The organism is Mycobacterium sp. NGS18 (assembly GCF_059813185.1).
On sequence record NZ_JCALEC010000003.1, the window covers coordinates 140,924 to 162,548 of the forward strand.

Here is a 21,625-nt window from a genome sequence, read left to right on the forward strand (position 1 = left end):
CGCGGTTAGAGAATCGCGCCCGGGACGTAGCCGGCCGCCGACGGATACCGCTCGACCAGCGCGGTGACCTCCGCCATCACCTGGTCGACCTGGTCGGCGGCCGCGCCGGTGAACGCCTGCCGGTCGGCGATGGCCGCCTCCAGGGCGGCCCGGTCCAGCGGCAGCCGGTCGTCGGCGGCCAGCCGGTCCAGCAGGTCGGGTTCGGCGCCGCGTTCACGCATCGCCAGGGCGACGGCCACCGCGTGCTCCTTGATGACCTCGTGGGCGGCCTCTCGGCCCATCCCGGCGCGCACCGCGGCGATCAGCACCTTGGTGGTGGCCAAAAACGGCAGGTAGCGGTCCAGTTCGCGGGTGATCACCGCCGGGTAGGCGCCGAATTCGTCGAGCACGGTCAGAAACGTCTCGGTCTGTCCGTCGACGGCGAAGAACGCATCGGGCAGCGCAACGCGGCGCACCACCGAGCAGAACACGTCGCCCTCGTTCCACTGGGCTCCGGCCAGCTCGGCGGCCATCGACGCGTAGCCGCGCAGCACCACCTGCAGGCCGTTGACCCGTTCGCAGCTGCGGGTGTTCATCTTGTGCGGCATCGCCGAGGAGCCGACCTGCCCGGGAGCGAAGCCCTCGGTGACCAGTTCGTGGCCGGCCATCAGGCGGATGGTGTGGGCCAGTGACGATGCTCCGGCCCCGAGCTGCACCAGTGCCGAAAGCACGTCGTGGTCCAGCGAGCGGGGGTAGACCTGCCCGACGCTGGTCAAAACCGTTGAGAAACCCAGGAAGTCGGCGACCCGGCGTTCCAGCTCGGCGAGTTTGACGGTGTCGCCGTCGAACAGGTCCAGCATGTCCTGGGCGGTGCCCATCGGGCCCTTGATTCCGCGCAGCGGGTAGCGAGCGATCAGCTCTTCCAGCCGCCGCAACGCGATCAGCGTCTCCTGGGCGGCCGAGGCGAACCGCTTGCCCAGCGTGGTGGCCTGGGCGGCGACGTTGTGGCTGCGCCCGGCCATCACCAGCTCACGGTTGGCGTCGGCGTGCAGAGCCAGCCGGATCGCGACCGCCACTCCGTGTCGGTGCACCAGCCTCAGGGACTGCAGGATCTGCATCTGCTCGACGTTCTCGGTCAGATCCCGGCTGGTCATGCCCTTGTGGATGTGCTCGTGGCCGGCCAGCGCATTGAATTCCTCGATGCGGGCCTTGACGTCGTGGCGGGTCACCCGTTCCCGGTCGGCGATGGATGCCAGGTCGACATCCTCCAGCACCCGCTCGTAGTCGGCGATCGCCTGCTCGGGCACCTGCACACCCAGTTCGGACTGGGCACGCAGCACAGCCAGCCATAGCCGGCGTTCGGCGACGATCTTGGCCTCGGGCGACCAGATGTCGGTCATCGCGGTGCTGGCGTAGCGGGTTGCCAGCACATTGGGGATGCTCACGAGCAGCTACCCTATCGCGATCGCCGTGCCCTACAGCGCGTGCAGGATGTCCTCGACCCGGTCCTTGGCGTCGCCGAACAGCATCGCGGAGTTCTGCCGGAAGAACAGCGGGTTCTGCACGCCGGCGTAGCCGGATGCCATGGAGCGCTTGAAGACGATCACGTTGTCGGCCTCCCACACGGTTAGCACCGGCATGCCCGCGATCGGGCTCGACGGGTCTTCGGCGGCGGCCGGGTTGACGGTGTCGTTGGCGCCGATCACCAGCACGACCGACGTGTCGTCGAAGTCCTCGTTGATCTCGTCCATCTCCAGGACGATGTCGTAGGGCACTTTGGCCTCGGCCAGCAGCACGTTCATGTGCCCCGGGAGCCGGCCGGCCACCGGGTGGATGCCGAACCGCACGTTGACGCCGCGCTCCCGCAGCTTGCGGGTCAGGTCGGCGACCCCGTACTGGGCCTGCGCCACGGCCATGCCGTAGCCCGGCGTGATGATCACCGAGTCCGCACTCCCCAGCAGCTCGGCCACCCCTTCGGCGGTGATCTCGCGATGCTCGCCGTAGTCCTTGTCATCGGACGGCCCGGCCTCGATCCCGAAGCCGCCCGCGATCACCGAGATGAACGACCGGTTCATCGCCTTGCACATGATGTAGGACAGGTAAGCACCCGAGGAGCCGACCAGCGCGCCGGTGATGATCAGCAGGTCGTTGGAGAGCAGGAAGCCCGACGCCGCCGCGGCCCAGCCGGAGTAGCTGTTGAGCATCGAGACCACGACCGGCATGTCGCCGCCGCCGATCGAGGCCACCAGGTGCCAGCCCAGCGCCAGCGCCAGCACGGTCACCGCCACCAGCAACCACAGGTTGGGTTCGATGCAGAACCACACCGTCAGCGCCGCGAACGCCAGCAGCGCGCCGACATTGAGGAAGTTCTTGCCCGGCAGCATCAGCGGCGCCGACTTCATCCGCGCCGACAGCTTGAGGTTGGCCACGATCGAACCGGTGAAGGTGACCGCACCGATGAACACCCCGATGAACACCTCGGCGGAGTGGATGCCGAACATCCCCTCGGCAGCCATCTTCACGGCGTCCTCGCCGTGCGGGTGTGCCTCGACGTGCAGGTAGCCGTTCCAGCCGACCAGCACGGCGGCCAACCCGACGAACGAGTGCAGCAGCGCGATCAGCTCGGGCATGCCGGTCATCTCGACCACCTTGGCCCGCCACAGCCCGATCGCGGCCCCCACCACGGTGGCCCCGATCAGCAGGCTCAGGCCGAGCGTTCCGATGCCATGGTGGACGGCCAGCGTGATCGTCGCCGCCAGCGCCACCGCCATGCCGACGATGCCGAAGTTGTTGCCGGCCTTGGACGTCTCATGCTTGCTCAGGCCGGCCAGCGCCAGGATGAACAACAGGGCCGCGACGATGTATGCCGCCGAGGCGGCGGTCTGCACAGAGAACATTGCGGGTTCTACTCCAACTTGTCTTGGGCAGGCTCTAGCTGCGGGAGAACATGGCCAGCATGCGGCGGGTCACCGCGAAGCCACCGAAGATGTTGATGCTGGCCAGCAGGATCGCCGCCGTCGCCAGCGCGGTGATCGCCGGGTCGCCGTGGCCGACCTGCAGCAGCGCACCGACCACGATGATCCCTGAGATCGCATTGGTCACCGACATCAGCGGCGTGTGCAGCGCATGGTGCACGTGTCCGATCACGTAGTAGCCGATCACGATCGCCAGCGCGAACACCGTCAGGTGGACCTGCAGCGCGGCCGGCGCCAGCGCGACCAGCACGAACAGCACCGCCGCGGCGGAGACCACCAGTCCCAGCCGTCGCCCGGCCGTCATCGGCGCCTTCGCCGCCGGCGCGGCCACCGGCGCTTCGGCCGCCTTGGCCGGGGCGGCCGAGACCTGCACCGGCGGCGGCGGCCAGGTCGACTCGCCGTCGCGCACCACGGTCATCGACCGCTGCACCACGTCGTCGAAGTTCAGCACCAGCTGGCCGTCTTTCTCCGGCGTCATCAACTTCATCAGGTTGACCAGGTTGGTGCCGTAGAGCTGAGAGGCCTGCGCGGGCAGCCGACCGGCGAGGTCGGTGTAGCCGATGATCGTCACCCCGTTGTCGGTGACGACGGCCTGGTCCTTGACGGTGCCCTCGACGTTGCCGCCGTTGGCCGCGGCCATGTCCACGATCACGCTGCCCGGTTTCATCGACGCCACCATGTCGGCGGTGATGATCCGCGGCGCGGGCTTACCGGGGATGAGCGCGGTGGTGATGATGATGTCGACGTCTTTGCACTGCTCGGCATAGAGCGCGGCCTCGCGCTGCTTGTACTCGTCGCCCATCTCTTTGGCGTAGCCCGTCGCCGACACCTCGGCTTCGGGGTCTTCGATCGACAGATATTCGCCGCCCAGGGACTTGACCTGATCGGCGACCTCGGGCCGCGGATCGGTGGCGCGCACGATCGCGCCCAAGCTGCCGGCGGCGCCGATCGCGGCCAGCCCGGCCACCCCGGCACCGACCACCAGCACCTTGGCCGGGGGCACCTTTCCAGCGGCGGTGACCTGGCCGGTGAAGAAGCGCCCGAACGCGTGCGCGGCCTCCACCACGGCGCGGTAGCCGGCGATGTTGGCCATCGAGCTCAACACGTCCAGCGACTGCGCCCGCGAGATGCGCGGCACCGCGTCCATCGACAGCGCCGTGATCGGCCGGCGGGCCAGATCCTGCACCCGCTCGGGGTTCAGCGCCGGCGCCAGCAGGCTGACCAGTGTGGCGCCTGGCTTCATCGCGTCCAGCTGTTCGGTCGAGGGGGCGTTGACCCCGAAGACGATGTCGGCGGCGCGGGCGTCCCCGATGGTCGCGCCGGCTTCGACATAGGCCTCGTCGGGGAAGTCCGATGCGGCGCCGGCGCCGGCGTCCACCACTACGTCGTAGCCGAGTTTGGTCAGTTGAGCGACCGTCGCCGGCGTCGCCGACACACGCGTCTCACCGGCCTGCGCCTCGGATAGGACACCGATAATCATGACGTAGCTCTCCGCATTCGCTTCTCGTAGGCGTTTCTGGGCGTCTGGGCACCCCCCGGTTACCCGCCAGTAGCAAAGTAGCGACAAAGGGGTCGAGGCAGCATACCGTGTGCGGTTCTCAGGCTGACACGGCGCGTTGGTCCAGCGGCGCGAGCAGGTCGATGACGTCGATCAGCGCCGCCCGGGCAACGATCCGCGGCCCCTGCCGGTCGTCGACCAGGGCCGCCATCACCGCTCCGTCGACCATGCAGACCAGGGCATGGGCCATCTCGACCCGGGCGATCCGCCCGGAACGCTCGACGGCTTCGGCGACGGCGTCGGACCGTTGGTGCAGGATGCGGCGCTGGATTTCGCGCAGGGCAGGCTGGCGGGCGCAGACGATGGACCGCTCATAGCGCGAGATGAGCTGTTCGGTGGCGTGGAGGCCGTTCTCCGGGTTCTCTTGCGACCCCACCAACAGGTCCACCAGCATCTCCGCGGTGGTCTCGGCGCTACGGCGCCGGCGGGACAGCCCGGCGATGCGGGCGCGCAGCTGGGCGACCTCCAACATCCCGATGTGCTCCACCGCGCTGGCGATCAGGTCGTCCAGCGAAGAGAAGTAGTAGGTGGTGGACGCCAGCGGCAGGCCGGCGCGCTGGGCCACCGCCCGATGCCGCACCGCTTCGAACCCGCCCTCACGCAACAGCTCGGCGGCAGCGCTGATCAGCGCATACCGTCGGCGTTCGCCCTTGGGCGTGACCGCTGTCATCACGCCTAGAGATGCTGCCAGCACAGCTATCGCCGCATCATGGGTTTCGTCTTTTCGGCCGGACAGCGGGGGCTGGCATGATGACCGCCATGCCGGAGATGAGCCGACGGGCGGTGCTGCGTCTCGGGGCGGCAGCGGGTGCTTTCTCTTCCTGGGGCGCGGGTGCGCTGCTCGGCGCTCGGCCCGCGGTGGCGACCCCGACGCTTCCGACCATGACGACGGGCTCGTTCGCTTCGGCGGCGCGCGGTGGGGTCACCACCAACTGGGCGATCGCCCGGCCGCCGGGGCAGACCGAGCCACTGCGCCCGCTGATCGCGCTGCACGGCAAAGGTAGTGACGCCGCAACGGTGATGGCCGGCGGAGTGGAGCAGGGCCTGGCCGAAGCGGTCGCCGCCGGGCTACCGCCGTTCGCGGTGGTGGCCGTCGACGGCGGCGGCAGCTACTGGCACCGGCGGGCCTCCGGAGAGGACTCCGGTGCGATGGTGACCGACGAGTTGCTGCCGCTGCTCGCCGAGCAGGGGCTGGACACCTCCCGGGTGGGGTTCATCGGCTGGTCGATGGGCGGTTACGGCGCGCTGTTGCTCGGGGGCCGGCTCGGTGCGCGCCGCACGGCGGCGATCTGCGCGGTCAGCCCTGCGCTGTGGCTGTCACCCGGGGCCACCGCGCCGGGGGCGTTCGACGGCGCGACCGACTTCGCAGCCAACTCGGTCTTCGGGATGCCGGCCCTTGCGTCGATCCCGATCCGCGTGGACTGCGGAAACGCCGATCCGTTCTATTCGGCGACCCAGGCCTTCATCGGCCAGCTGCCCACTCCCCCGGCAGGCGGGTTTTCCCCCGGAGGGCACGATGGATCATTTTGGAGTTCCCAACTTCCGGCTGAGTTGACTTGGATCGCCCCGCTGCTGACGGTCTGAAGTCGCAGCCACGGACTTTTCTTAATTCTCAGTAATCCCGGTCGCGCTCCCCGTCCGTTGTTCCGTAGATCAGACTCGACGCGCCGAGAATTCGTCGAACGGTCTTCTTCCTCGGCCGATACTTCCAGGAGTTTGGAACAATTGACCCTGTTTACGTTGCCGCAAATTCTTGTGTGACGAAGAACACCCCGGTAAATTCAACAGCCTACTCATAAGTAACTCCCCTGTTTCCTGAGCCCGACGCGAACAGATTGGAAGACTGTGATGACGAATCGACGGATGCGGGCGGCCGCTGTTGCCGCCACCGCGGGTGGCGGACTCCTGACTGCAGCCTTTCTGCAAGCCGCGGTCGCTGCCGCCGCGCCCGGCGAGGACGCCTTCACCATCGACGGCACCACTTTCGACCCGATCTTGAAGGCCGGCGGCCAGGGCTTCGACCTCGTGGGACCCCTCAACTTGGCTCCGCCGCTGCTGGGCCTCGGCGGCGGGACGGTGGCCCTTGGTAGCAACAGCTTGGACCTCGCCCCGCAGAGCTTCGACCTCTACAACGGCACCACGTCGCTCGGCAGCGTCAGCACCACCGAAACCGTCTCAACCCTGCTTGGCCTGCACAACACCGCGTTCACCGTCATGAGCAGCACCGTCGCCGACGGCGTCGACCCCTCGAAGCTGCCGGTGGCCGGAACCGTCTACGACGTGCTCAACCTGGGCGGCGGCTTCTACAACGTCTACGTCGCCACCCCGGGGGAACACGGCACCGTCACCGACACCCTGGTGACGCCCTTCGGCAACACCGACCTGAGCGCGCTGTTCGCCGGCATGAACGCCGCCAACCCCCTGCAGCCCGGCGACGCCTTCGCCGCGCTGCAAGCCGGCGACAGCAGCATCGGCGACGACGCCTTCTCCATCGGCGGCTTCACTTTCAACCCGTTCAGCACCGCTGAGGACGGCACCGTGACCGACGGCTTCACCCCCGTCAGCTCGCTCGCCGCTATTCCACCGCTGTTGAATCTCGGCGGCGGCCAACTGGTCATCAGCTCGGCGTTTCCCAACGTGCAGCCCACCCCGTTCGCTCCCCAGGACTTCGCCGTCTACAGCGGAACCGGGTCGAGTGCCACCGAGATCGGCACCGCCCACACCGCGGTGGACGTGACGAACCTGTTGGGGATGACCAACACACAGTTCATCGTCCAAAGCGTCAGCGCGGCCGACGGCGTGGAGGCCTCGCAGCTGCCGGCCCTGGGATCGGTCTACGACGCGTTCAACCTCGGCGGCGGCTGGGCGAACATCTACATCGCCACCCCGGACGTCGTCGCCGAAGACGGCACCGTCACCAGCGGCACCGTTCACGACACCCTGGTGACCCCGTTCGGCAACATGAGCCTGGACGCACTGTTCGCCGGCTTCAACGCCGCCAATCCGCTCGACCCGGGCGACGCCTTCACCGGTCTGCAGATCGGCGACAGCTCCTACGGCGAGGACGCCTTCAGCCTCGGCGGTTACGTCTTCGACCCGTTCACCGGGACCGGCGACAATATGGCCGACGGCTTCCGCGCCATTCCCGCGCTGTTCGGCGCCGCTCCCTTGCTGAGCCTCGGCGGTGCCACCGTCGCTATCGGTGCCGGGGTGAGCCCGATTAACTTTGCGCCGCAAGACTTCACCATCTACGGCGGGACCGACGACGCCGACCTCGGAACCATCAAGGCCAGCGTGAATGTGGCGAACCTGCTGGGCATGGCCAACACCGAGTTCACCGTCCAAAGCATCACGCCCGCCGACGGTGTGGAGGACGCGTTGTTGCCGGTGAAGGGAACGGTCTACGACGTCCTGAACTTCGGCGGCGGCTGGCAGAACATCTACATCGCCACCCCCGGCGAAGACGGCACCATCACCGACACCCTGGTCACCCCGTTCGGCAACATCGACCTGAGTTCGCTGTTCGGCATGTTCAACGCCGCCAACCCGCTCGACCCGGGCGACGCCTTCACCGGTCTCGACGACGCAATGTCAACGGCCGCAGGCAGTTTCGACCTCTTCGACCCGAGCAGCTGGTTCTGACGTTCGGTCCCCGTTAACAGAGTGAAAGGTGTGTGTCGATGAATCGACGTGTCAAAGTGGCCGCCGTTGCCGCCACAGCCGGTGGCGGGCTACTGACCGCAGCGTTTCTGCACGCGGCGGTCGCGGTCGCCGACAGCGGATCCAACGCCGGCTTCACCATCGGTGATATCAGCTTCACCGACCCGGTGGCGATCGACGCGCTGACCGGCAATCAGACCGACGGCTATGAAGCGCTCACCCCGATGTTCGCCAATGCCCCGCTGCTGTCGCTGGGCAGCGACAGCCTGCTGGGTCTGTTCAGCCTCGGATCGCAGCAGTTCACCATCGAGGACAGCAACGGCGAAACGCTCGGCACACTGCTGACTTCGACCAACGTTCAGAATCTCCTGGGCATCGTCACCGCGCAGTTCACCGTCACCAGCAGCACTGCGGCCGATGGCCTGACCGCCGCTCAAGCCGCCGAGCTGCCCACCGACGGCACGGTGTACAGCATCACCAACCTCGGCGGCGGCTTCGCGAACGTCTACGTGGCTGTGCCCAACGCCGACGGAACGGCCGCGTCCAGCATCACCAACACGTTCGTCACCCCGTTCGGCAACTTCGACCTACCGACCCCCTATGACGCCATCGCACCGCTGGACCCGGGTGCCCCTCTGGAAGCTCTGGGGAACGCATCCGGCATCAGCGGGCTCAGCGACAACGCGTTCACCATCGGGGACACCACCTTCGACCCGGGCAGCGACGGCATCGACATCCCTATGCCGTTGTCCTTGTCCAGCTTCGCGCCGCTGCTGAATTTGCAGGCCAGCGCCCTCAATATCTCCGGTAGCGGCCTGGAAGGCACCCAGGCGGAGCAGGAATTCACGGTGTACGCCGACGGCACCGACGCCGGAACCGTCCACACCTTCCTCTGGTACTCCGACGTGCTCGGGATCGACAGCACCCAGTTCACCGTCGGCGCCATCGACCCGGCCACCTCCGCGCTCGAAAGCGCCCTGGCCGCCGACCTCGACTTCAGCAGCGCCGATTTCACCGCAGAAGACCTGGCGAATGCCCTGGCCGCCAACAGCGACATCCTCCGCTACGGCAGCGGCGACATCACCGGCGATAACGTCCTCGTCTCGCTTCTGCCCAGCGGCCTCGACCTCGCCGGCAGCGGCATCACCAACGATGAGATCGCCAGCGTGCTCAACGACATCAGCCTTGCGGGACTGCCCGCCGTCGGGACCGTCTACAGCGTCACCGATTTCGGTGGTGGCTTTGCCAACGTCTACGAAGCCACCCCGGGAACCGGCGGCGGGTCGGCCACCATCACCAACACCCTGGTCACCCCGTTCGGCAACCTCAACCTACCGACGACCTTTGATGCGACCGCTCCGCTGGACCCGGCTGCGCCGTTGGGTGCGCTCGCCGCGACGTCGGACAGCGCCAACCTCAGCGACAACGCGTTCACCATCGGCGGCACCACCTTCGACCCGGGCGCCGACGGGTTCAGCACCGACGCCAGCTATCCGCTGTTCGGTATCGCACCGCTGCTGCAGATTTCCGGCGTCAATGCGCTCGGGGCCTTCCTGCCTACCCAGGACGGTATCTCGGTGTACGACGACAGCGGTGCCGCCCTGGGCACGGTCAGTTTCGGCGAGAACATGTCGAACATCCTCGGCATCGAGACCACCCAGTTCACCGTCACCTCGGTGGACGCCGCCTCCGGTCTCACCGACGCGCAGCTTGCGGACCTGCCGACACTTGGCACGGTCTACAGCGTCACCGACCTCTGGGGCCTCACCAATGTCTACGAGGCCATCCCGAACGCCGACGGCACGGGCGCATCGAGCATCACCGACACGTTGATCACGCCGTTCGGCAACATCGACCTGTCGGGCCTGTTCAGCATGTTCGATGCCGTCGCACCGCTTGACGCGGGCGATGCGGTGTCGGGCCTCGACATGGCCGCCGCCACGGGAGCCTTCGATCTCTTCGACCCGAGCAGCTGGTTCTGACCGACCGTAATCCCAGCGCCCGGGCGGGCGCTGGGATTACTGGCAGAGTTTGCCCAGTTCGGCGATCCGCGCGTCGAGGTCGCGTCCGAGCTGCTCACGATCTGAATTCGGTTGCCCGATAAGGTAACTGAGATTCAGGTGCTCAAGCTCGCCGGCCATCGCACGGGCGGCAGTCACGACGTCTTCCGGCGTACCCGGGTTCGCTTCGAGCCGGCCCCGAAGGTATGCGGCACTCGCAGTCAGTGACAGCCTCGCGTTGGCGGCCACCGCGAGTTGGGCAACCGGGTTCTGGGGATCGGGATTCTTCAAGTGCATGTTGTTGGCCACCGCCTGACGCGCGAGCACTGCTGCGGCACACACGTCCTTGGTCGCGTCGGCGGCTTTCTGGCCGGAGGACTTGGCCGATCCGGATCCGGGGTGCCACCAGGCGGCCACACCCGCACCGCCCAGGGCTCCGGCGACCAGCGCCACCGCTGCCGCCGCGACCACGGGCCGCCAGCCCGGACTCGCCGGCGCCTTGCCTGAGGGCCTTCCCGCCTTGTCTGAGGGTCTTTCCGCCTTGCGCGACGGTCTTTTCGCAGGTTCGGGGTGGTCGGTCGGGGTTTCCTCGGTGGCCGACTCCGCGGAGTCCGGCTGATTTTCATCAGACATAGTGAGCAATCCTACCGTCGGGGTTGCCGAGTTCGCCGGTTAGATCCGAATCTTGTTCTCGGCAGCGGCCAAGCCGATATCGGTGCGGAAGTGGCTGCCCGGCAAGCGAATCGAGCCGATCGTCCGGTAGGCGGCCGCGCGGGCCGCGGTCAGATCGTCACCGGTGCCCACCACTGAGAGCACCCGGCCGCCGGAGGACACCACCGCACCGTCATCGCGGTGGGCGGTGCCGGCATGCAACACGTGCTCACCCTCAGCGCCTACGATCACGTCACCGACCCGGGGCCGACCCGGATAGTTCTCGGCGGCCAGCACGACCGTCACCGCCGCGCCGTCTCGCCAGCGCAGCGCACCGAACTCATCGAGTCCGCCGATCGCCGCGGCGTGCAGCAGCTGTCCGAGCGGCGACTCCAGCAGGGCGAGTACCGCCTGGGTCTCGGGATCGCCGAAGCGGCAATTGAATTCGACCACCGCAGGACCGGTCGACGTCATCGCCAGACCGGCGTACAGCAGCCCGGAGAACCGGCTGCCCCGGCGCACCAGTTCGGCCGCGACCGGTGCGACGACGTCGGCGACGATGCCCGCCGCGGCCTCCCGGGACAGCCACGGCAACGGGGCGTAGGCACCCATACCACCGGTGTTGGGACCGGTATCGCCGTCGCCGACGCGTTTGAAGTCTTGGGCGGGCAGCAACGGCACCACGGTGTCGCCGTCGACGATGCAGAACAGCGAGAGTTCGGGCCCGTCGAGAAACGATTCCAACAGCACCGGGTGCCCGGCATCGAGCAATCCCGCGGCGTGGGCCCGCGCCGCAGCCCGGTCGGGGGTCACCACGACTCCTTTGCCGGCGGCCAGGCCGTCGTCCTTGACCACCCAGGCCGCCTCCCCGGCCTCCGGGCCGAAGCGGCTGAGGGCGGCGTCCAGGTCGGCCGGGCTGTCGACGATCTCCGAGCGGGCGGTGCGCACGCCTGCGGCAGCCATCACGTCCTTGGCGAACGCCTTGGAGCCTTCGATCCGGGCGGCGTCTTTCGACGGCCCGAAACAGGCGATCCCAGCGGCGCGTACCGTGTCGGCCACGCCCAGTACCAGCGGCACTTCCGGTCCGATCACCACCAGGTCGGCTCCGACCTCGCGGGCCAGGGCGGTGACCGCCGGACCCGAGGTGATGTCGACGTCGCGCTGCTCGGCCACCGCGGTGGTACCGGCGTTGCCGGGGGCGATCACCAGGTGGTCGACCTTGGGATCGTTGCGAAGAGCCACAAGTAGCGCGTGTTCCCGGGCGCCGGAACCGATCACCAGGACGCGCATGGGCTCCGCTCCTCACTCGTCATCTTCGCCGCCGACCACGGGGTCTGAGCCTAGTTCAGGCACCTCGCCGTCGAGAATGCGGCGGACCTGGTCGGCTTCGGCAGGTAGCCGGTGCACCAGCGCGTTCCAGATGATCTCGTAGTCGATTTGCTCATACCGGTGAGCGACGATATTGCGGGTGGCCTTCATACTTCGCCACGCAACGCCCGGGTGGGCTGCGATAAACTCGTCCGGCAACCTGGCGACGGCTTCACCGATCTTGTGCAGGATCGCCTCTGCGGCCAGTCGCACCACTTCATCGTCGTCGTAACTGCTTTTGCCCCGGGATACCAGCCGAGCCGCCGCGTCACTGAAGTGGATCAGGTCACCCAAGGCGGCAGTGATTCGGTCCCGTTGCGGCCTCGGGTGGTCGGTCACAGCGGCTGAGCCTCGGCGAGAATCGCGGCGGCGCCAGAGCGAAGACCACCTTCGGACACCACGTCCACCCGCAGCCCGGTCAGATCCTCCAACGCAACCGTCAGATCGGCGAGGTCGAATACGTCGGCGTCGGGCGCGAAACGCACCAACAGGTCGATGTCGCTGCCGGATACGTCTTGGCCCCTGGCGGTCGAGCCGAATACGCGAACATCGCTGGCCTTGTATTTTGTGGCCAGAGCGGCGATGTTCTCGCGTTGTTCGGCGAGCACCACTGAAGGCCGGGGCGTGGCAGCCGAGCGTAGGCGTTTCAGCATCGACGCAGACGGCGTGCGCTGCCCGCTCTCGTACGCTGCGATGTTGGGTTGCGCGACACCGGAGCGCGTCGCTAACTCGTCCTGGGTCAGTCCCGCTGCAAGGCGTATGTCTCGCACCTCGGTCATACCGTTCATCATATCGTTTGATATGTGTCGGTTACTGGCCTTTCCGCTTACCCGTCACCATAGTGTGCAGTTCCCCGACGGACCACGGTGCTGAGTGGTGGTGGTCGCGGTAGCCCAGCACCGCAGGGACGGAACGGTCGAATCGGCCGACGAAGCCCCCGGCGGCCAGGAACACCGATCCGGTCACGCTGCCGGCCAGGTCACTGGCCAGATAGGCGTACAGCGGGGCCACATAGTCGGCCGGCGCGGGGTCCAGCGACGCGGCCATGGTGAACTCATCCAGCAGACCCCGCGCGTGCAGGTCGCGGATGTGTTGTTCATAGTCGGCGCCGGTCGACAATCGCGTCTTCGCGCCGGGACAGATCACATTGGCCCGCACGCCGTACTCTGCGAGCTCGGCCGCCATCGCCAGCGTCAACGCGTTGATCGCCCCTTTGCCGGCCGGATATCCGGTGCCGCCGTAATCGCCCAGGGATGCCACCGAGCCGCTGTTGATGATGGACCCATGTCGCTGCTCGGCCATGATCGGGGCGGCGGCCCGGCAGGTGTGGAAAACCGTGCCGAGGTGGGCGTCGAGCAGTTCGTAGAACTCCGCGGCGGTGATCGACAGGATCGAGGAGCCGGGGGGTTCGGCGACGCCGGCGCAATTGACGAGAATGTCGACGCTGCCGTACTCCTCCCGGCAGGCCGTCATGAGCGCTGCGGCGGTCGCCTCGGTACCGGCGGCTCCGGCAACGCCGAGGGCCCGCCCGCCCGAGCCGGTGATCGCTGCGACGGCATCGTCGACCGCCTCCGGCGCGCGCCCGTTGACCACCACTCCGGCTCCGCACGCCGCAAGCTGTTCGGCGACCGCCCGGCCGATGCCGCGGCTACCGCCGACCACGACGGCTCCCTTTGCGGCGAGCAGTGTCACGACTCTTTGTTCATACGCAGCGCGTCCTCGACGTTGGCCTTCTTGTCTTCGGCCTTGCCGGCCGCGGCGGCCTTGCGCCGCCTGGCCACCACGACGTCGACCGCACCGTTGAGCGCCGACCCCAGCGGGAAACCCAGATAGTGGGTCACGAAGACCGCCATCTCCTTGAGCTCGGTCTCGGTGAGCTCCCTATTGAGCAGTGCGGCATTGATCTGGATCTCGGCCAAGTCGCGGTTGCCGATCGCGGTCACCGCCGTCAGCGTCATGATCCGTTTGTCGCGCATCGATAGTCCGGGCCGGTTCCAGATGCTGCCGAACAGGTGATCCACGGTCAGGTCGAAGTACGGGTCGCCCTCGATGTTGGGCATCTCCCAGCCGTAGACCTCGTTCATCTTGGCCAGACCCTGGCTGCGCTGTTCGTCCATCAGATCTCTCCTAGTCGTTCGAGTGCGGCACACCCAGGCCCGCGGCGAGCTCGGCCAGCGCAATCCGGGCCAGCGGGAGCTCCACTCCGGTGGATTCGCCGAGCGCCAGCGCCAGCCCCAGGTCCTTCTCCCCGAGACCGCGGGTGTGGGTGAACGCCTCGCGCAGGAAGTGGTCCGCGGGCAGCGGCGCGGTCGAGTCGAGCAGCATGATCGCCCCGGGCCCGCCGGTGAGCGCATCGGTGTGCCGCACCACCCGGCCCAGTGCCTGCAGATCCAGCCCGGCCGCCTCGGCCAGTTTCATCGCCTCGCCGGCCGCGGCGTAGGCGGTGAACGTCAACATGTTGCGCGCCAGCTTCATTCGGGTGCCGGCGCCGGGTTCTCCGGCGTGGATGACCAGCGACGCCCAGCACTTGAACGCCGGCTTGATCTGTTCGTAGATCGCACGTTCGGCGCCAACCATGGTGGCCAGCTGGCCCTTCTCGGCGGCGCCGGCGCCGCCGCTGACCGGTGCGTCGATGACGTAGATGCCCTGCGGCTTGAGCTGCTCGGCCAGCTCGGCGGCCGTGGTGTCGGCGATGGTCGAGTGGATCGCGATGACGGTGCCCGGCTTGGCATTGGCCGCCAGCTCGGCGACCACCTCGCGGACCTGGGCGTCGTCGAGCACCGTGACGCTGATGATGTCGGCGGCTGCGGCGACGTCGGCGACGCTGTCCGCGGGGCCGGCACCGGCCTGCACCAGCGGCGTCATCGCTTCGGTCCGCAGATCGAATACCGTTACGCCACCCGGCCATTCGACCATCCGCTTGGCCATCGGTGCACCCATGTTGCCCAGCCCGATGTAGCCGAGGCGGGCAGCTGCTTGCGTCGCGCTCATGATCGGATGATCTGTCCGCCGTCGACATTGAAGATCTGCCCGGTGATCCACGACGCCGAATCCGACAGCAGGAACAGGCACATCGGAACCAGGTCCTCGGGTGTGCCCATCCGGGCCAGCGGCAGCTGCTGCACCATCTGCTTGACGATGGCCTGCGGGGTGGTGACCCGGTTGGCCTCAGTGTCGATCGGTCCGGGCGCGATCGCGTTGATCCGGATGTTGCGCCAGCCCAATTCGCGGGAGAGCTGCTGGGTCAGGCCGTTGATGCCCACCTTGGCCAGCCCGTAGAAGTTCGCGTAAACCCATGCCGCGGTGGAGGACTGGTTGACGATGGCACCGCCACCGCGCTTGGCCATGTGCTCGTAAACCGCGCGCGTGCAGATCAGCGCGCCGTCCAGATTCACCCGCATGAACTTTTCGTAGTAGTCCCACGGCACGGTCAACAGACCGTCGAGCTTCATGCCGCCGAAGATCGCGGCGTTGTTGACCAGGTAGTCGATCCCGCCGAACTCCGCCACCGCCGCATCGGCCATGGCCTGCGCCGACTCCGGGTCCGAGACGTCGACCGGCACCGCGAGGGCCTTGCCGCCGTCGGTCACGATCTGCTTGGCCACGCTCTGCGCGCCGTCGGTGTTGATGTCGGCGACTACCACCGCGGCCCCCTCAGCGCCCAGCGCCTGGGCGTACGCCTGGCCGATCCCGCCGCCGGAACCGGTGACGATGGCCACCTTGTCGTCGAATTGACCCATGCGCACTCTCCTTGAATCCCTAGATGTGAAGTCAGTTCGCGGCTGTCGCAATGGCTTTGGTTTCCAGGTACTCCTCGAACCCGGCGACACCCATCTCCCGGCCATTGCCGGACTGCTTGTACCCACCGAACGGCACGTCCGCCGAATACCAGACCCCGCCGTTGACGTTGACGGTGCCGGCACGCAGCCGGGCCGCCACCGCGGCCGCCCGATCGGCATCCGCACCGTAGACCGTTGCCGACAACCCGTAGGGCGAGTCGTTGGCGATGCGCACCGCGTCGTCGTCGCCGTCGTGGGCGATCACGGTCAGCACCGGCCCGAAGATCTCCTCGCGGGCCACCCGCGCTTCATTGGTCAGCCCGGCGATCACGGTGGGCTCGATGAAGAAACCGGCGGGCTGGTCGGCCGGTCGCCCGCCACCGCAGGCGAAGCTGCCGCCCTCGGTCAACGCCAGATCGAGGTAACTCTGCACCCGGTCACGCTGACGCGCCGAGACGACCGGGCCACAGACGGTGCCCGGCTTGCTCGGGTCGCCGGGTTTGATCGAGCCCATGGTGCCGGCCGCGATAGCGACCGCCTCGTCGTAGCGGGCCCGCGGCACCACCAGCCGGGTGGTGATCGCGCAGCCCTGCCCGGCATGCAGGCAGACCGAGAATCCCGCCACGGAGCAGGCCGCGGCCAGATCGGCGTCGTCGAGCACCACGAAGGCGGACTTGCCGCCCAGCTCCAAGAAGACCTTTTTGATGGTCGCGGCCGCATCAGCCATCACGCTGCGGCCGGTCGCCGTCGACCCGGTGAACGAAACCATGTCCACCCGAGGGTCTTTCGCGAGCATGGCACCCAATGTGTGATCGGTGGAGGTGACGATGTTGATCACGCCCGGCGGGATGTCGGTGTGCTCGGCGATCAGCTCACCGAGCACCGCGGCGACCCACGGGGTATCCGGTGCCGGCTTGAGCACCACGGTGTTGCCGGCGGCCAGCGCCGGGCCGAGCTTGGCCAGGTTGATCTGGTGCGGGAAGTTCCACGGGGTGATGGCGCCGACGACTCCGACCGCCTCGCGCACCACCGACCGCCGGGTGGGAATGCCCAGCGGGCTGGCCTGGCCGAGATCCTGGGTCCATTCGTAGCTTTCGGCGGTGTCGGCGGCGAAGGCGAGGTCGGCGATCGGGCCTTCGAGCTGGGCGCCGGCGGTGAGCATCCGCGGCGCCCCCACCTCGGCGATCGTCAGCTCGCGCAGCTCTTCCACATGCTCGCCCAGCGCATCGCGCAGCTGGCGCACGCAGCGCACCCGCAGCGCGGTGTTGGTCGACCAGTCGGTGCCGTCGAAGGCCCGCCGTGCCGCGTCGATGGCGAGGTCCATGTCGGCGGCGTCGGCGTTGGCCGCCTCCCCGAGCATCTCCTCGGTGGCCGGGTTGAGGGTGGCGAAGCTGCCAGCCCCACCGGGGGTCAGCTTGCCGTCGATGAGCAGCCGGCTCACGCCGTCGATTAGCGCCATCAGTCACTCCCACAGCTTGCGTGCCCGACCAATATTGGACACTTGTCCGTTCTCGCTGGACCGAACCCTAACCGCAGCATCGCCGCTCCCGCAAGCCGGATTACGAAAAACTCTTGTTTTCCAGTGGACTTGCCCAACCTAGCCGCCTTCAGCTACGTTGGACAGGTGTCCAGCGAATCGGTGGCGACAGTCACATCGGCGAACGGCTCGTCGAATGGCGGGGCCCGCAACCGTCGCCAGGAGGAGACCTTCCGCAAGGTGCTGACCGCCGGCGTCGAGATGTTGCGGGAGAAGTCGTATGCAGACCTCACCGTGCGCGCGGTGGCCGCACGCGCCAAGGTCGCCCCGGCGACCGCCTACACCTACTTCTCGTCGAAGAACCACCTGATCGCCGAGGTCTACCTGGACCTGGTCCGCCAGGTCCCCTACTTCACCGACGTCAACGAGCCGATGCCCAAGCGCGTCAACCAGGCGCTGCGCCACCTGGCGCTGGTGGTGGCCGACGAGCCTGAGGTCGCGGCGGCCTGCACGGCGGCGCTGCTCGGTGGCGGTGGCGAGCCGGCTGTCCGCACGGTGCGGGACCGGATCGGCGCGGAGATCCACCGGCGCATCACCTCGGCCATCGGCCCCGGCGCTGACCCCCAGCTGGTCGCCGCCTTGGAGATGACGTTCTTCGGCGCCCTGGTCAATGCCGGCAGCGGCGCCTTCACCTACCACCAGATCACCGATCGGCTGGCCTACGTGGTCAGCCTGATCCTCGAACCAGGAGCATCGCGATGAGCCTGCCGACGCTGACTTCGGACCCGCCGGTCCTCAACCCCTACGACTACGACTTTCACGAGGATCCGTTCCCGTACTACCGGCGGCTGCGCGACGAAGCGCCGGTGTATCGCAACGAGGAGCTGAACTTCTGGGCGATCTCGCGTCATTCGGATGTGCTGCAAGGCTTCCGCAACAGTGACGCGCTGTCCAACCGCGACGGGGTCTCGCTGGACCCGGTCTCCCGCGGCCCGCACGCCCAGCTGGTGATGTCGTTTCTGGCGATGGACGATCCGCAGCACCTGCGGCTTCGCACCCTGGTGTCCAAAGGCTTCACCCCGCGCCGGATCCGCGAGCTCGAACCGCAGGTGGTACGGCTGGCGCGTCAGCATCTGGACACCGCGATCCAGCCCGGCTCCGACGGCACCTGCTCGTTCGACTTCATCAACGACTTCGCCGGCAAACTGCCGATGGACGTCATCTCCGAGCTGATGGGTGTCCCCGAAGCCGACCGCGCGCGCATCCGGGGACTGGCCGACGGGGTGCTGCACCGCGAGGACGGGGTCAGCGATGTCCCGCCGTCGGCGATCCAGGCGTCGGTGGACCTGATGACCTACTACAACGAGATGATCGCCGACTTCAAGAAGAACCCGGCCGACAACCTGACCTCGGCGCTGCTGGAAACCGAGGTCGACGGAGACCGGCTCGGCGACCAGGAGATCCTGGCGTTCCTGTTCCTGATGGTGATCGCCGGCAACGAGACCACCACCAAGCTGCTGGGCAGCTCCGTCTACTGGGGACACCGCAACCGCGACCAGCTGACGTCGGTGTTCGCTGACCACTCCCGCATCCCACTGTGGGTGGAGGAGACGCTGCGCTACGACACTCCCAGCCAGATCCTGGCGCGCACCGCCGCGCAGGAATACACCCTGCACGACACCACCATTCCGGCCGGTGACGTGGTGCTGTTGCTGCCCGGCTCGGGAAACCGCGACGAGCGGATTTTCGAGGCCCCCGACGAATTCCGGATCGGCCGCGACATCGGCTCCAAGCTACTCAGTTTCGGCAGCGGCGCCCACTTCTGCCTCGGTGCACACCTGGCCCGGATGGAAGCCCGGGTGGCGCTGGAAGAACTGTTCAACCGGATCAGCGACTACCAGGTCGACGAAGCCAATGCCGTGCGGGTGCATTCCTCCAACGTGCGCGGCTTCGCCGACCTCCCGATCACCGTCAAGGAGGCCTAAGTGCCACGCTTCGATCCACCCCCGGCCCGGCGGCCCGCCATCGTCGCGGGTGCGTCCTCGGGCATCGGTGCCGCCACCGCAGAAGAGCTGGCCCGCCGCGGTTTCCCGGTCGCCTTGGGCGCGAGGCGTACCGAGAAACTCACCGAGCTGGTCGACAAGATCCGCGGCGAAGGCGGCGAGGCGGTTGCTTTCCCACTGGATGTCACCGACCCCGATTCAGTGAAATCCTTTGTCGCCCAGAGTATCGATGCGATCGGCGAGATTGAGCTGCTGGTCTCCGGCGCCGGCGATATGTTCCCCGGTCTCATCCACGAGCTGAGCACCGAGGCGTTCAACGACCAGATTCAGGTGCACCTGATCGGCGCCAACCGGCTCGCCACCGCGGTGGTGCCGGACATGGTGGCCCGCCGTCGCGGCGACGTCATCTTCGTCGGCTCCGACGTCGCGCTGCAGCAGCGCCCGCACATGGGCGCGTACGGCGCCGCGAAGGCCGCGCTGGTCGCCATGGTCAAGAACATGCGGATGGAGTTGGAGGGCACCGGGGTTCGGGCCTCGATCGTGCATCCCGGCCCGACCCTGACCGAGATGGGCTGGAAGCTCTCCGCCGAGCAGGTGGGTCCGATGCTCGAAGACTGGGCCAAGTGGGGGCAGGCCCGACACAGCTATTTCCTTCGCCCGCAAGACCTGGCGCGGGCCATCGCCTTCGTCGCGGAGACACCGCGCGGGGCGCACATCGTCGACCTGGAGGTGCAGCCGGAGGCGCCGTTGCACGACACCGCCTCCGACCGCCAGCACCTGCAATTGGGTGAGGAAGGAATGCCGCAATGACCGTCAGTATTGAGGTTCCCCGGGTTTCCGGAGGCGAGGCCGAGCACGGCCACCTCGAGGAGTTCCGCACCGACCCGATCGCGCTGATGCAGCGGGTACGCGACGAATGCGGGGACGTCGGCTGGTTCGATCTCGCCGGCCGCAAGGTGGTGTTGCTGACCGGCGCCGAAGCCAACGAGTTCTTCTTCCGGTCCACCGACGACGAACTCGACCAGGCCGCCGCGTACCCGTTCATGACGCCCATCTTCGGCAACGGCGTCGTGTTCGACGCGCCGCCGGAACGACGCGCGGAGATGCTGCACAACACCGCACTTCGCGGCGACCACATGAAACGGCACGCCAGCACCATCGAGCACGAAGTGCGCCAGATGATCGCCGACTGGGGCGAGAGCGGTGAAATCGATCTACTGGAATTCTTCGCCGAGCTGACCATCTACACCTCGACCGCCTGCCTGGTCGGCAAGAAGTTCCGCGACGAACTCGACGGCCGCTTCGCCAAGGCCTACTACGACCTGGAACGCGGCACCGACCCGCTGTGCTACGTCGACCCGTACCTGCCGATCGAGAGCTTCCGGCGCCGTGACGAGGCCCGCGTCAAGCTGGTCGAACTGGTGCAGGGCATCATGAACGGCCGGATCGCCAACCCGGAGACCGACAAGAGGCGCCGAGACATGATCGACGTCATGGTCTCGATCCCGGACGAGAGCGGCAACCCACGGTTCTCCGCCGATGAGATCACCGGGATCATCATTTCGATCATGTTCGCCGGCCACCACACCAGCTCGGGAACGTCCGCGTGGACCCTGATCGAGATGCTGCGCCACCCCGAGGCCCTCGCCGCGGTTATCAACGAGCTCGACGAACTCTACGCCGACGGCAGCGAGGTGAGTTTCCATGCGCTGCGCCAGATCCCCAACCTGGAGAACGTGCTCAAGGAGACCCTGCGGCTGCACCCGCCGCTGATCATCCTGATGCGGGTGGCCAAGGGCGAGTTCGAGGTCTGCGGCTACCCGATCCACGAGGGCGACATGGTGGCGGCCTCACCGGCGGTCTCCAACCGGATCGCCGAATCGTTCCCCGAGCCCAACGAGTTCGTGCCGGAACGCTACAACGAGCCGCGCGAGGAAGACGTCATCCAGCGCTGGACCTGGATCCCGTTCGGCGCCGGACGGCATCGCTGCGTGGGGGCGGCGTTCGCCACCATGCAGATCAAGGCGATCTTCTCGGTGCTGCTGCGTGAATACGAGTTCGAGATGTCGCAGCCGCCGGAGACCTATCGCAACGACCACTCCAAGATGGTGGTGCAGTTGGCCCGCCCGGCCAAGGTGCGCTACCGCCGCCGTCGGCGATAAGGAGCGCTGCGCC

The 21,625-nt window shown here is 67.7% G+C and carries 20 protein-coding genes; 7 read left to right on the plus strand and 13 right to left on the minus strand.

All coding sequences use genetic code 11. The features are described 5' to 3' along the window. Window positions 1-5: 5 nt before the first annotated feature. The 4 genes from purB to AC5Y31_RS07075 all read right to left on the minus strand — a co-directional run bounded on the left by purB (window position 6) and on the right by AC5Y31_RS07075 (window position 5,182). Window positions 6-1,424 (minus strand): adenylosuccinate lyase, encoded by a 1,419-nt coding sequence (gene purB, locus AC5Y31_RS07060; RefSeq protein ID WP_499979187.1) that lies wholly within the window; start codon window positions 1,422-1,424, stop codon window positions 6-8. A gap of 30 nt (window positions 1,425-1,454) precedes the next feature. Beyond that, window positions 1,455-2,876: a Re/Si-specific NAD(P)(+) transhydrogenase subunit beta gene (gene pntB / locus AC5Y31_RS07065; RefSeq protein ID WP_499979188.1), complete on the minus strand. Its 1,422-nt coding sequence runs from the start codon at window positions 2,874-2,876 to the stop codon at window positions 1,455-1,457. Window positions 2,877-2,910: 34 nt separating this feature from the next. Continuing rightward, entirely contained in the window at window positions 2,911-4,434 is a 1,524-nt protein-coding gene (locus AC5Y31_RS07070; protein WP_499979190.1) for a Re/Si-specific NAD(P)(+) transhydrogenase subunit alpha, read from the minus strand. A gap of 118 nt (window positions 4,435-4,552) precedes the next feature. Then, window positions 4,553-5,182 (minus strand): TetR family transcriptional regulator, encoded by a 630-nt coding sequence (locus AC5Y31_RS07075; RefSeq protein WP_301636171.1) that lies wholly within the window; start codon window positions 5,180-5,182, stop codon window positions 4,553-4,555. Window positions 5,183-5,259: 77 nt separating this feature from the next. On the opposite strand from AC5Y31_RS07075, the gene AC5Y31_RS07080 reads away from it, so the two are divergent. From AC5Y31_RS07080 to AC5Y31_RS07090, 3 genes are all read left to right on the plus strand, one after another. Further along, window positions 5,260-6,096 (plus strand): alpha/beta hydrolase-fold protein, encoded by an 837-nt coding sequence (locus tag AC5Y31_RS07080; RefSeq protein WP_499979192.1) that lies wholly within the window; start codon window positions 5,260-5,262, stop codon window positions 6,094-6,096. A gap of 264 nt (window positions 6,097-6,360) precedes the next feature. Continuing rightward, window positions 6,361-8,154 (plus strand): hypothetical protein, encoded by a 1,794-nt coding sequence (locus AC5Y31_RS07085; protein WP_499979194.1) that lies wholly within the window; start codon window positions 6,361-6,363, stop codon window positions 8,152-8,154. Window positions 8,155-8,192: 38 nt separating this feature from the next. Then, window positions 8,193-10,154, plus strand: a complete 1,962-nt coding sequence (locus AC5Y31_RS07090) for a hypothetical protein (RefSeq protein ID WP_499979195.1) — start codon at window positions 8,193-8,195, stop codon at window positions 10,152-10,154. A 36-nt stretch (window positions 10,155-10,190) separates the two neighbouring features. On the opposite strand, the gene AC5Y31_RS07095 is transcribed toward AC5Y31_RS07090, so the two are convergent. Genes AC5Y31_RS07095 through AC5Y31_RS07135 form a run of 9 tightly spaced genes read right to left on the minus strand, consistent with a single transcriptional unit; the run spans window position 10,191 to window position 17,429 of the window. Further along, entirely contained in the window at window positions 10,191-10,805 is a 615-nt protein-coding gene (locus tag AC5Y31_RS07095) for a hypothetical protein (protein ID WP_499979197.1), read from the minus strand. Between the two features lie 39 nt (window positions 10,806-10,844). Then, on the minus strand, window positions 10,845-12,113 hold the full coding sequence (gene purD / locus AC5Y31_RS07100; RefSeq protein ID WP_499979198.1) for a phosphoribosylamine--glycine ligase: 1,269 nt from the start codon (window positions 12,111-12,113) through the stop codon (window positions 10,845-10,847). A gap of 12 nt (window positions 12,114-12,125) precedes the next feature. Continuing rightward, window positions 12,126-12,530, minus strand: coding sequence for a HepT-like ribonuclease domain-containing protein (locus AC5Y31_RS07105; protein WP_499979199.1), 405 nt, complete (start codon window positions 12,528-12,530; stop codon window positions 12,126-12,128). Then, the gene (locus tag AC5Y31_RS07110) at window positions 12,527-12,970 is read right to left on the minus strand and encodes a helix-turn-helix domain-containing protein (protein ID WP_499979201.1); all 444 of its coding nucleotides are present in this window, start codon (window positions 12,968-12,970) and stop codon (window positions 12,527-12,529) included. The genes AC5Y31_RS07105 and AC5Y31_RS07110 overlap by 4 nt, the downstream gene beginning before the upstream one ends. A gap of 31 nt (window positions 12,971-13,001) precedes the next feature. Continuing rightward, entirely contained in the window at window positions 13,002-13,883 is an 882-nt protein-coding gene (locus AC5Y31_RS07115) for an SDR family NAD(P)-dependent oxidoreductase (RefSeq protein WP_499979203.1), read from the minus strand. After that, window positions 13,880-14,308 (minus strand): carboxymuconolactone decarboxylase family protein, encoded by a 429-nt coding sequence (locus tag AC5Y31_RS07120; protein ID WP_499979205.1) that lies wholly within the window; start codon window positions 14,306-14,308, stop codon window positions 13,880-13,882. The genes AC5Y31_RS07115 and AC5Y31_RS07120 overlap by 4 nt, the downstream gene beginning before the upstream one ends. A 10-nt stretch (window positions 14,309-14,318) precedes the next feature. Beyond that, window positions 14,319-15,182, minus strand: coding sequence for an NAD(P)-dependent oxidoreductase (locus tag AC5Y31_RS07125; RefSeq protein WP_499979206.1), 864 nt, complete (start codon window positions 15,180-15,182; stop codon window positions 14,319-14,321). Further along, the gene (locus AC5Y31_RS07130) at window positions 15,179-15,931 is read right to left on the minus strand and encodes an SDR family oxidoreductase (protein ID WP_499979209.1); all 753 of its coding nucleotides are present in this window, start codon (window positions 15,929-15,931) and stop codon (window positions 15,179-15,181) included. The genes AC5Y31_RS07125 and AC5Y31_RS07130 overlap by 4 nt, the downstream gene beginning before the upstream one ends. Before the next feature lie 31 nt (window positions 15,932-15,962). Beyond that, window positions 15,963-17,429 (minus strand): aldehyde dehydrogenase, encoded by a 1,467-nt coding sequence (locus AC5Y31_RS07135; RefSeq protein ID WP_499979212.1) that lies wholly within the window; start codon window positions 17,427-17,429, stop codon window positions 15,963-15,965. A 165-nt stretch (window positions 17,430-17,594) separates the two neighbouring features. Between AC5Y31_RS07135 and AC5Y31_RS07140 the strand changes: the two genes are divergently transcribed. Genes AC5Y31_RS07140 through cyp51 form a run of 4 tightly spaced genes read left to right on the plus strand, consistent with a single transcriptional unit; the run spans window position 17,595 to window position 21,612 of the window. Then, window positions 17,595-18,209: a TetR family transcriptional regulator gene (locus tag AC5Y31_RS07140; protein WP_499979215.1), complete on the plus strand. Its 615-nt coding sequence runs from the start codon at window positions 17,595-17,597 to the stop codon at window positions 18,207-18,209. Next, entirely contained in the window at window positions 18,206-19,432 is a 1,227-nt protein-coding gene (locus AC5Y31_RS07145) for a cytochrome P450 (RefSeq protein ID WP_499979217.1), read from the plus strand. The genes AC5Y31_RS07140 and AC5Y31_RS07145 overlap by 4 nt, the downstream gene beginning before the upstream one ends. After that, window positions 19,433-20,260 (plus strand): SDR family oxidoreductase, encoded by an 828-nt coding sequence (locus AC5Y31_RS07150; protein WP_499979221.1) that lies wholly within the window; start codon window positions 19,433-19,435, stop codon window positions 20,258-20,260. Next, window positions 20,257-21,612 carry a lanosterol 14-alpha demethylase gene (cyp51, locus tag AC5Y31_RS07155; RefSeq protein WP_499979223.1) on the plus strand — a complete coding sequence of 452 codons (1,356 nt, stop codon included), beginning with the start codon at window positions 20,257-20,259 and terminating at the stop codon, window positions 21,610-21,612. Before AC5Y31_RS07150 ends, cyp51 begins: the two co-directional genes overlap by 4 nt. The last annotated feature ends 13 nt before the right edge of the window (window positions 21,613-21,625 follow it).

Bases quoted from the DNA above. Each gene is read 5' to 3' on its own strand.
- cyp51 (WP_499979223.1), top strand. From the start codon at position 20,257: ATGACCGTCAGTATTGAGGTTCCCCGGGTTTCCGGAGGCGAGGCCGAG.
- AC5Y31_RS07070 (WP_499979190.1), bottom strand. From the start codon at position 4,434: ATGATTATCGGTGTCCTATCCGAGGCGCAGGCCGGTGAGACGCGTGTG.
- AC5Y31_RS07110 (WP_499979201.1), bottom strand. From the start codon at position 12,970: ATGACCGAGGTGCGAGACATACGCCTTGCAGCGGGACTGACCCAGGAC.
- AC5Y31_RS07090 (WP_499979195.1), top strand. From the start codon at position 8,193: ATGAATCGACGTGTCAAAGTGGCCGCCGTTGCCGCCACAGCCGGTGGC.
- purD (WP_499979198.1), bottom strand. From the start codon at position 12,113: ATGCGCGTCCTGGTGATCGGTTCCGGCGCCCGGGAACACGCGCTACTT.
- pntB (WP_499979188.1), bottom strand. From the start codon at position 2,876: ATGTTCTCTGTGCAGACCGCCGCCTCGGCGGCATACATCGTCGCGGCC.
- AC5Y31_RS07085 (WP_499979194.1), top strand. From the start codon at position 6,361: ATGACGAATCGACGGATGCGGGCGGCCGCTGTTGCCGCCACCGCGGGT.
- AC5Y31_RS07095 (WP_499979197.1), bottom strand. From the start codon at position 10,805: ATGTCTGATGAAAATCAGCCGGACTCCGCGGAGTCGGCCACCGAGGAA.
- AC5Y31_RS07135 (WP_499979212.1), bottom strand. From the start codon at position 17,429: ATGGCGCTAATCGACGGCGTGAGCCGGCTGCTCATCGACGGCAAGCTG.
- AC5Y31_RS07125 (WP_499979206.1), bottom strand. From the start codon at position 15,182: ATGAGCGCGACGCAAGCAGCTGCCCGCCTCGGCTACATCGGGCTGGGC.
- AC5Y31_RS07080 (WP_499979192.1), top strand. From the start codon at position 5,260: ATGATGACCGCCATGCCGGAGATGAGCCGACGGGCGGTGCTGCGTCTC.
- AC5Y31_RS07145 (WP_499979217.1), top strand. From the start codon at position 18,206: ATGAGCCTGCCGACGCTGACTTCGGACCCGCCGGTCCTCAACCCCTAC.
- AC5Y31_RS07075 (WP_301636171.1), bottom strand. From the start codon at position 5,182: ATGACAGCGGTCACGCCCAAGGGCGAACGCCGACGGTATGCGCTGATC.
- AC5Y31_RS07130 (WP_499979209.1), bottom strand. From the start codon at position 15,931: ATGGGTCAATTCGACGACAAGGTGGCCATCGTCACCGGTTCCGGCGGC.
- AC5Y31_RS07120 (WP_499979205.1), bottom strand. From the start codon at position 14,308: ATGGACGAACAGCGCAGCCAGGGTCTGGCCAAGATGAACGAGGTCTAC.